The following is an 8,192-nucleotide window of genomic DNA, read 5'->3' on the forward strand; positions in this document are numbered from 1 at the left end:
GTTGTCTTGAGTAAGTCAGCACTGTTAGTCCTAGAAGATGGGACAGTGTTCCACGGAGTTTCCATTGGAGCAGATGGCACGTCCGTTGGTGAAGTCGTTTTTAATACCTCGATGACGGGGTACCAAGAAATCCTCACTGATCCTTCCTATTCTCAGCAAATCGTTACTCTTACTTATCCTCACATTGGCAATACCGGCACCAACGCCGAAGACGAAGAATCCTCTTCCATCCATGCACAAGGCCTTGTGATTCGCGATCTCCCCCTCATCGCTTCCAACTTCCGCAGTGAACAATCCCTTTCTGATTACCTTAAATCACAGAACATCGTTGGCATCGCAGATATTGATACGCGTAAGCTGACTCGCATTCTGCGTGAGAAAGGCGCACAAAACGGCTGCATCATGGCCGGTGACAACCTGGACGAAGCTCTGGCGCTGGCCAAAGCAAAAGAATTCCCCGGCCTTAAAGGTATGGACCTTGCGAAAGAAGTTACAACAAAAGAAGCGTATCAATGGAAACAGGGCTCGTGGACGCTCGAGGGTGGACTTCCAGAAGCGAAAAACGACAGCGACTTGCCCTACCACGTTGTGGCGTACGACTTCGGTGCAAAACGCAACATCCTGCGCATGTTGGTTGACCGCGGCTGCCGCCTGACGGTGGTGCCTGCTGAAACTTCAGCAGACGACGTTCTGGCCCTCAACCCAGACGGTGTTTTCCTGTCAAACGGCCCAGGTGACCCAGAGCCATGTACTTACGCGATTGAAGCAACCAAAGCATTCCTTGATAAAGGCCTGCCGGTTTTCGGTATCTGTTTAGGACACCAAATTCTGGCGCTGGCGTCGGGGGCCAAAACGGTGAAGATGAAATTTGGTCATCATGGTGCTAACCACCCAGTGAAAGACTTAGATCGCAACGTTGTGATGATTACTTCGCAAAACCATGGTTTTGCCGCTGATGAAGCAACGTTGCCGGAAAATCTACGTGCTACTCACGTCTCGCTATTTGATGGCTCGCTACAAGGTATCCACCGTACTGATAAGCCAGCATTCAGTTTCCAAGGTCACCCAGAAGCGAGCCCAGGTCCACATGACGCGGCGCCGCTTTTCGACCACTTTATCGAACTAATCAAACAACACAGCGCTTAATTTCGGAGTAGTAGATAATGCCAAAACGTACTGACATTCAAAGTATTCTTATTCTTGGTGCTGGTCCGATTGTTATCGGTCAGGCCTGTGAGTTTGACTACTCTGGCGCACAAGCGTGTAAAGCCCTGCGTGAAGAAGGCTACCGGGTTATTCTGGTGAACTCGAACCCTGCCACCATCATGACTGATCCGGAAATGGCGGATGCGACCTACATCGAACCAATCCAGTGGGAAGTGGTACGCAAGATCATCGAGAAAGAGCGCCCGGACGCGGTACTGCCAACCATGGGTGGGCAGACGGCGCTTAACTGTGCTCTGGATCTGGAGAAGCACGGCGTTCTTGAAGAGTTCGGCGTAGAGATGATTGGTGCCACGGCTGACGCGATTGATAAAGCCGAAGACCGTTCTCGCTTCGATAAAGCGATGAAGTCTATTGGCCTTGAGTGTCCTCGCGCCGATACCGCGAAGACCATGGAAGAAGCTTACAAAGTGTTAGACATGGTTGGCTTCCCTTGTATCATCCGTCCGTCGTTCACTATGGGTGGTACCGGTGGCGGTATCGCATACAACAAAGAAGAGTTCGAAGAAATCTGTCGCCGTGGTCTGGATTTGTCTCCGACCAACGAACTGCTTATCGATGAATCGCTGATTGGCTGGAAAGAGTATGAGATGGAAGTGGTTCGCGACAAAGCGGACAACTGTATCATCGTATGTTCTATCGAGAACTTTGACCCAATGGGTATCCACACCGGCGACTCCATCACAGTGGCACCAGCGCAAACACTGACCGACAAAGAATACCAGCTGATGCGTAACGCATCGCTAGCGGTGCTGCGTGAAATCGGTGTAGAAACCGGTGGTTCAAACGTACAGTTTGGTATCAACCCGAAAGATGGCCGTATGGTTATCATCGAGATGAACCCACGTGTATCTCGCTCGTCTGCTCTGGCCTCAAAAGCCACCGGTTTCCCAATCGCGAAGATTGCCGCGAAACTGGCGGTGGGTTTTACCCTGGATGAGCTACAGAACGACATCACTGGCGGTGCAACGCCAGCATCATTCGAACCAACTATCGACTACGTCGTGACTAAGATTCCTCGTTTTAACTTCGAGAAATTTGCGGGTGCGAATGACCGTCTGACTACTCAGATGAAGTCGGTGGGTGAGGTGATGGCGATTGGCCGTAACCAGCAGGAATCTCTGCACAAAGCGCTGCGTGGCCTAGAAGTGGGCGCGACTGGCTTTGATGAAATGGTGGATCTCGAAGCGCCAGACGCACTGACTAAGATTCGTCATGAGCTAAAAGAAGCGGGTGCAGAGCGTATCTGGTACATCGCGGACGCATTCCGTGCGGGGATGTCAGTCGATGGTGTGTTCAACCTGACGCAAATCGACCGCTGGTTCCTGGTGCAAATCGAAGAGCTGGTGAAACTGGAAGAGCAAGTCAAAGCGGGCGGTTACGCGGGTTTGACTAAAGAAGTACTTCGTCAGATGAAACGTAAAGGTTTCTCAGATGCGCGCCTGTCGAAACTGCTGGGTGTGGCCGAGAGCGAAATCCGCCGTGCGCGTGAACAGTTCGATATTCACCCGGTTTACAAACGTGTGGATACGTGTGCGGCTGAGTTCTCTTCAGATACAGCTTACATGTACTCATCTTACGATGAAGAGTGTGAAGCGAACCCAACTGACAAAGACAAGATCATGGTTCTTGGCGGCGGTCCAAACCGTATCGGCCAAGGTATCGAATTCGACTACTGTTGTGTACACGCGTCACTGGCGCTACGCGAAGACGGTTACGAAACCATTATGGTGAACTGTAACCCTGAAACCGTATCGACGGACTACGATACGTCTGACCGCTTGTACTTCGAACCCGTCACACTGGAAGATGTACTGTCTATCGCTCGCGTTGAAAAACCAAAAGGTGTGATTGTTCAGTATGGTGGTCAAACACCACTGAAACTGGCTCGTGCCCTGGAAGCGGCAGGCGTGCCAATCATAGGTACCAGTCCTGATGCGATTGACCGAGCGGAAGACCGTGAGCGCTTCCAGGCTGCCGTTGAGCGTCTGGGTCTGCTTCAGCCGCAAAACGCGACAGTCACCACGATGGAGCAGGCGATTGAGAAGTCGAAAGATATCGGTTTCCCACTGGTTGTCCGTCCGTCTTACGTTCTGGGCGGCCGTGCGATGGAAATCGTTTACGACGAGCAAGATCTGCGTCGCTATTTCAACGAGGCGGTCAGTGTATCCAACGAGTCGCCAGTCCTTCTCGACCGTTTCCTGGATGATGCGACGGAAGTGGATATCGATGCTATCTGTGACGGCGAACGCGTGGTGATTGGCGGTATCATGGAGCACATCGAACAAGCGGGTGTCCACTCCGGTGATTCTGCATGTTCACTGCCTGCATACACGCTCAGTCAGGAAATTCAGGACAAGATGCGTGAGCAAGTTGAGAAGCTGGCGTTCGAACTGGGTGTACGCGGTTTGATGAACACGCAGTTTGCGGTGAAAGACAACGACGTTTACCTCATCGAAGTGAACCCGCGTGCTGCGCGTACGGTACCATTCGTATCGAAAGCGACTGGAGCACCTCTAGCGAAAATCGCGGCGCGTGTAATGGCGGGTCAATCTCTAGAGTCTCAGGGCTTTACCAAAGAGATCATTCCTCCATACTACTCAGTGAAAGAAGTGGTGCTTCCATTCAACAAATTCCCTGGTGTTGACCCACTATTGGGCCCTGAAATGCGCTCAACCGGTGAGGTCATGGGTGTGGGTACGACGTTTGCTGAGGCTTACGCAAAAGCGGAACTTGGCTGTGGCGCGGTTTACCCTGAAGGTGGTCGTGCGCTTCTGTCGGTGCGTGAAGGCGACAAAGAGCGTGTGGTTGACCTGGCGTCTAAGCTGGTCAAGCTGGGTTACCAGTTGGATGCAACCCACGGTACCGCCGTGATTCTTGGCGAAGCGGGTATCAACCCACGTCTGGTGAACAAAGTACACGAAGGCCGTCCACACATTCTTGACCGGATCAAGAACAACGAATACACCTACATTGTCAACACGGCTGCTGGTCGTCAGGCTATTGAAGATTCGAAAGTTCTGCGCCGCGGCGCATTGGCTGAGAAAGTGAACTACACCACAACGTTGAACGCCGCGTTTGCGACCTGCATGGCGCACACCGCTGATGCGAAAATGTCGGTCACTTCTGTTCAGGAGTTGCACGCTAAGGTGAAACAAAGCCTGGCGTAATCCAATAATACAATAAGCCTCGATGTTAGGCTTATACGACAACCTCATTGCCCGCTCTCTGAGCGGGCTTTTTTTGTCGCTAAATAAATGATGAAAATAGGGAATAGATTGCTATCTTAGCTTTCGCTGGGCGTGTGATCAGGATGGTGATAATTTCGTCCACATAAGTTGATGAATGTCTACAGGAAGACAATGGAACTCTCTTTCGAATTATTGGCGATTTTATTTGTTGTGGCGGGCGCCGCCGGTTTTATTGATGCCATGGCCGGGGGCGGTGGCTTATTGACGCTGCCCGCTTTACTGGCGGCTGGCATTCCCCCGACTCAGGCACTTGCGACCAACAAGCTGCAGAGCTCGTTCGGCAGTTTTTCGGCCAGTTGGTATTTTGTTCGCAATGGCATTGTCAGTCTGAAACAGATGCGACTGGCGATCGCCTGTACGTTTGTCGGATCCGCCGTGGGGGCGGAAGCGGTGCAATACATTGATGCATCGGTGCTGACTAGCTTAATTCCTTTGCTGTTGTTGGCCATCTCACTCTATTTTCTTCTCTCCCCGCAGACGCGGGTGAGTGGCGGAGAACCTAAATTACCGCAGGTACTGTTCGCCTTTTCTGTTGGGGGAGGAGTCGGTTTCTACGATGGTTTTTTTGGCCCGGGAACCGGTTCGATCTTCACCGTTTGTTTTGTGGTGATCGCACACTGCTCGCTGGTGGAAGCGACCGCCAGAACCAAGGTGCTGAACTTTACCTCCAACATTGCGGCTTTGCTGTTTTTCATTATGGCTGGGCTGCCGATCTGGGAGTTGGGGCTGGTGATGGCGGTCGGTGGATTTATCGGTGCCCGCCTTGGCGCCAAAGTGGTGGTGAGCAAAGGCCAGAAATGGATTCGGCCTTTGGTGATCACGATGTCGATGTTGATGGCAGCAAAACTGCTGTGGGAACAGCATCAGCAATGGTTGTTATCACTGTTTTAACCCGCTCGCTCTGGTAGCTTTTAGGCCTGACACACAGATGTATCGGACGATAGAGCGGCTTGAGTTGGGCAAAACTGAAGCAGTGCTCTGGAGCAATAGACAGGGCTTGGATGATGGAGAGTGGCACCAGTGCGGGGGCGACGCCAGCCAAGCCCAGTTGCGCCGTCGCGGTATAGGAATCCATTTCCATCAGAGGCTGAACACCCAGTTTGGCCAGTGCCGCTCGCTGGTAGCTGTTGGCCGGGTTGATCAGATCATTGGTCAGCAGTTGCTCCGGAATTGTCGTCAACGGGCGATGAAATACGACCATAAACGGTTCATCACACAGGTGAAAACTCAGCAACCCATGGTGCGCCGGCAGGTGGCCGGCACAAAAGCCGATGGTTGCCTTACCGGACTGCACGTTTTCAATGATCCTGGGGGTGTGATTTGTGGTCAAGGTGAGATGACGGTCGGTTTGCATATAACGTTGCAGTGCCGGGCCCAGATAACCGGCCAATAAGGTTTCCGAGCAGTCGATCCTCAGCAGGCTGTCGTCCTGCAATGATTGCTGATCGAATATCAGCCCACGCAGTTCATTAAAACTGGGGCCGATACTGTCGATCAGAGCGCAGGCGTCTGCTGTCAGTTTGATGTGCCGTCCACTCGGTTCGATCAGCTTTTTGCCCAGTCTCTGCTCCAGATTCGCAATTCGTTTACTGACGGCCGACTGGCTGATGTACAGTACACTGCCAGTGCGGCTCATGGTTTTTTCTTTGCTCAGCACCAGCAGCGTTTCAATGCCTTCGAGTAACATGCTTATCCATGAAAGTTGGGAATGGATGAAATAATCTACTCCACTTTCTTGCGCCTGAACAGCGTGCCGTGTTTTGCGGGGAGCATCAGTAGGGCAGCAAGGCGCTGACCGTAGTAGAACGCCGTTTTCAGATCGTTCGGGTGTACGTTGCCCTGTTCATCCGGGCTCGCCACCAACCCCAGACTGGATCCCGTTCGGTTGAGGCCCGACGAGTCGGTAAACTGCGACGTATCCAGTCCGGCCCAGAGCATGCCATGCTGACAGGCCAGAGTGATGAATGCGAGCAGCGTTTGTTGCTGCTCGCCATTGATACTGCCTCCGGTGGTAAAGCCTCCCGCCAGCTTATCTTTCCACGCTTTGTTACTGTAGCAATCGCAGCTGGCATCCATAAACGCTTTGAACTGTGCGCTCGGTGAGCCCATGCAGGTTGGGCTGCCAAAAATAATTGCGTCACATTGGTTCAGGGTGTCAAACAGTGCGGCGTTGTGATAACGCCCTTCGACAATCGTGTCCGGAGCAATGCGGCACAGTTCCACGTCACAACCTGCGCTGGCGGCGCCTTCGGCGATATGACTGGCGAGCAGGCCAGTCATGCCATGCTGAGAAAAATACACGACGGCGGCTTTAGGGGGATTATTCATAATGATTGCGCTCCGATGGTTTCTCACTGAGATACTCAATAAACTCCCACTCAATGCCGTCGGTGTCGTAAAAGTAGATCCGCTTGCGAAACGCTTCCGAGACCGACATTGGGTTTTCCTGATAGCCCGCCGCCAGCAGGCGTTGCCGGACTTGACCCACATCACCGACCACCAGACCGATATGGTTGACGCCAATGTCATAGTAGGGCGTACGCTGTTGATAAGGTTGATCTTTGGGTTCTCGTTCCTGCAACGCCAGGTAGGAGTCCTCACTGCCGATGTGGCACCAGTGCTTGCTATTGAAGCCGCGGTGGCGAACCGCAAATTCAGGGATCGCCGTCTCAAGAAACCGAATGGTGTTGTCGATATTTTCGACCGTTAGATTGGCGTGCTCAACGTATGCTTTCATAGTCCTTCCTTAACCAGTCGCGTTTCGATCGCTTCCTGATAGGCATTGAGTGGGAACTGCCAGGCTAACCTGGCGCAGCTGTATGTCAGTTTGATGGTATGGTCGTCCTGGCTGAGTGCGGCTCGTTGCATCAGGTTCGGCCACGTTTGTGCCGGGGCGGGCAACCACGCCTGAGTGGTCAACTGGTTGCTGGTTGAAGCAAACGCCGCCACATAGGCCTGCCAGAAATAGTGTAGCCCTCTCTGTGGGTCACTCAGGTAGTGGCGAAGCGACATAAAGGCATCAAAACCTGTCACTCCATGCAGCAGCGTAAAATCGTCGCTGCCACGATACTGTTCTATCGTGATCCGGGCGACCTGTTCGACCGACAGGTCATAAGGAATGGTTGCGATGGCGGCGTACTGCTTGGCACTGATAATCTGGCGGACACGATCCACGATGATGCCTGGTGAAAATGCAAAGTCGTGATAGAGCGCGTAAGCGCGCTGAATGTGTTCTGACGCATCGTAATCGTAGCTACACTCTAGTTCGGTCAGCGGTTGATACTCAGTGGCCCAGTACGCCAGCGCGGCGGCGATTTCCTGGATATCTTCTGCTTCTAGTGCATAGGCGAGGCGGATGAGAGCGTGAAAAGCGGCCGCACTCACGCCAGCAATCAGCTCATCAAGGTGAGAATGCAGGGTTTGCGCCACCCCGAATGTTTCCAACTGCAACTGGTAGTGCTGCCTGAAACGGACAAATTGTTCAGGCTGGCCATAACGCAGCGGAGCGTCATCCTGGTGCGTTGCCAAGGGATCCAAACGTTGGCAATAGTGGTCGTAAAACGCCTGGATTCGTTCGGCTGAAGCTCCGCAACGTTCGAGCGCAATCAATGTCATTGAAAGATGATTGCTTAATTTTCCCTGATAATTCGGCGCAAAGGCCTGGTTAGCATTGAGAAGTGTTTGAGTGGTTTGGGAGACATTGCTCATGTCGCAACC

General features: G+C 52.8%; 7 protein-coding genes. 3 read left to right on the plus strand and 4 right to left on the minus strand.

Annotated features, from left to right (window positions below):
- Nucleotides 1-6 precede the first annotated feature (6 nt).
- The 3 genes from carA (at nucleotide 7) to CAG65_RS01855 (ending at nucleotide 5,366) form a co-directional block, all read left to right on the plus strand.
- Complete coding sequence (carA, locus tag CAG65_RS01845) at nucleotides 7-1,146, plus strand: glutamine-hydrolyzing carbamoyl-phosphate synthase small subunit (RefSeq protein ID WP_021705976.1); 1,140 nt, start codon at nucleotides 7-9, stop codon at nucleotides 1,144-1,146.
- Nucleotides 1,147-1,163: 17 nt separating this feature from the next.
- Nucleotides 1,164-4,394, plus strand: coding sequence for a carbamoyl-phosphate synthase large subunit (carB, locus tag CAG65_RS01850; RefSeq protein WP_161451777.1), 3,231 nt, complete (start codon nucleotides 1,164-1,166; stop codon nucleotides 4,392-4,394).
- A 192-nt stretch (nucleotides 4,395-4,586) separates the two neighbouring features.
- Entirely contained in the window at nucleotides 4,587-5,366 is a 780-nt protein-coding gene (locus tag CAG65_RS01855) for a TSUP family transporter (protein ID WP_161451780.1), read from the plus strand.
- Here the strand turns inward: CAG65_RS01855 and CAG65_RS01860 are convergent.
- The 4 genes from CAG65_RS01860 to CAG65_RS01875 form a co-directional block, all read right to left on the minus strand.
- Entirely contained in the window at nucleotides 5,293-6,162 is an 870-nt protein-coding gene (locus CAG65_RS01860; protein WP_161447832.1) for a LysR family transcriptional regulator, read from the minus strand. The two genes, CAG65_RS01855 and CAG65_RS01860, sit on opposite strands and share 74 nt — an antisense overlap.
- A gap of 35 nt (nucleotides 6,163-6,197) precedes the next feature.
- Nucleotides 6,198-6,803 carry a flavodoxin family protein gene (locus CAG65_RS01865; protein ID WP_161451782.1) on the minus strand — a complete coding sequence of 202 codons (606 nt, stop codon included), beginning with the start codon at nucleotides 6,801-6,803 and terminating at the stop codon, nucleotides 6,198-6,200.
- On the minus strand, nucleotides 6,796-7,212 hold the full coding sequence (locus CAG65_RS01870) for a VOC family protein (protein ID WP_161451784.1): 417 nt from the start codon (nucleotides 7,210-7,212) through the stop codon (nucleotides 6,796-6,798). The genes CAG65_RS01865 and CAG65_RS01870 overlap by 8 nt, the downstream gene beginning before the upstream one ends.
- Nucleotides 7,209-8,192: questin oxidase family protein (locus tag CAG65_RS01875; RefSeq protein WP_237668718.1), on the minus strand; the 984-nt coding region annotated here is incomplete at its 5' end. The genes CAG65_RS01870 and CAG65_RS01875, both read right to left, overlap by 4 nt.

It is taken from the genome of Vibrio sp. V39_P1S14PM300 (genome assembly GCF_009904765.1).
Taxonomy (GTDB): Bacteria; Pseudomonadota; Gammaproteobacteria; order Enterobacterales; family Vibrionaceae; genus Vibrio; species Vibrio proteolyticus.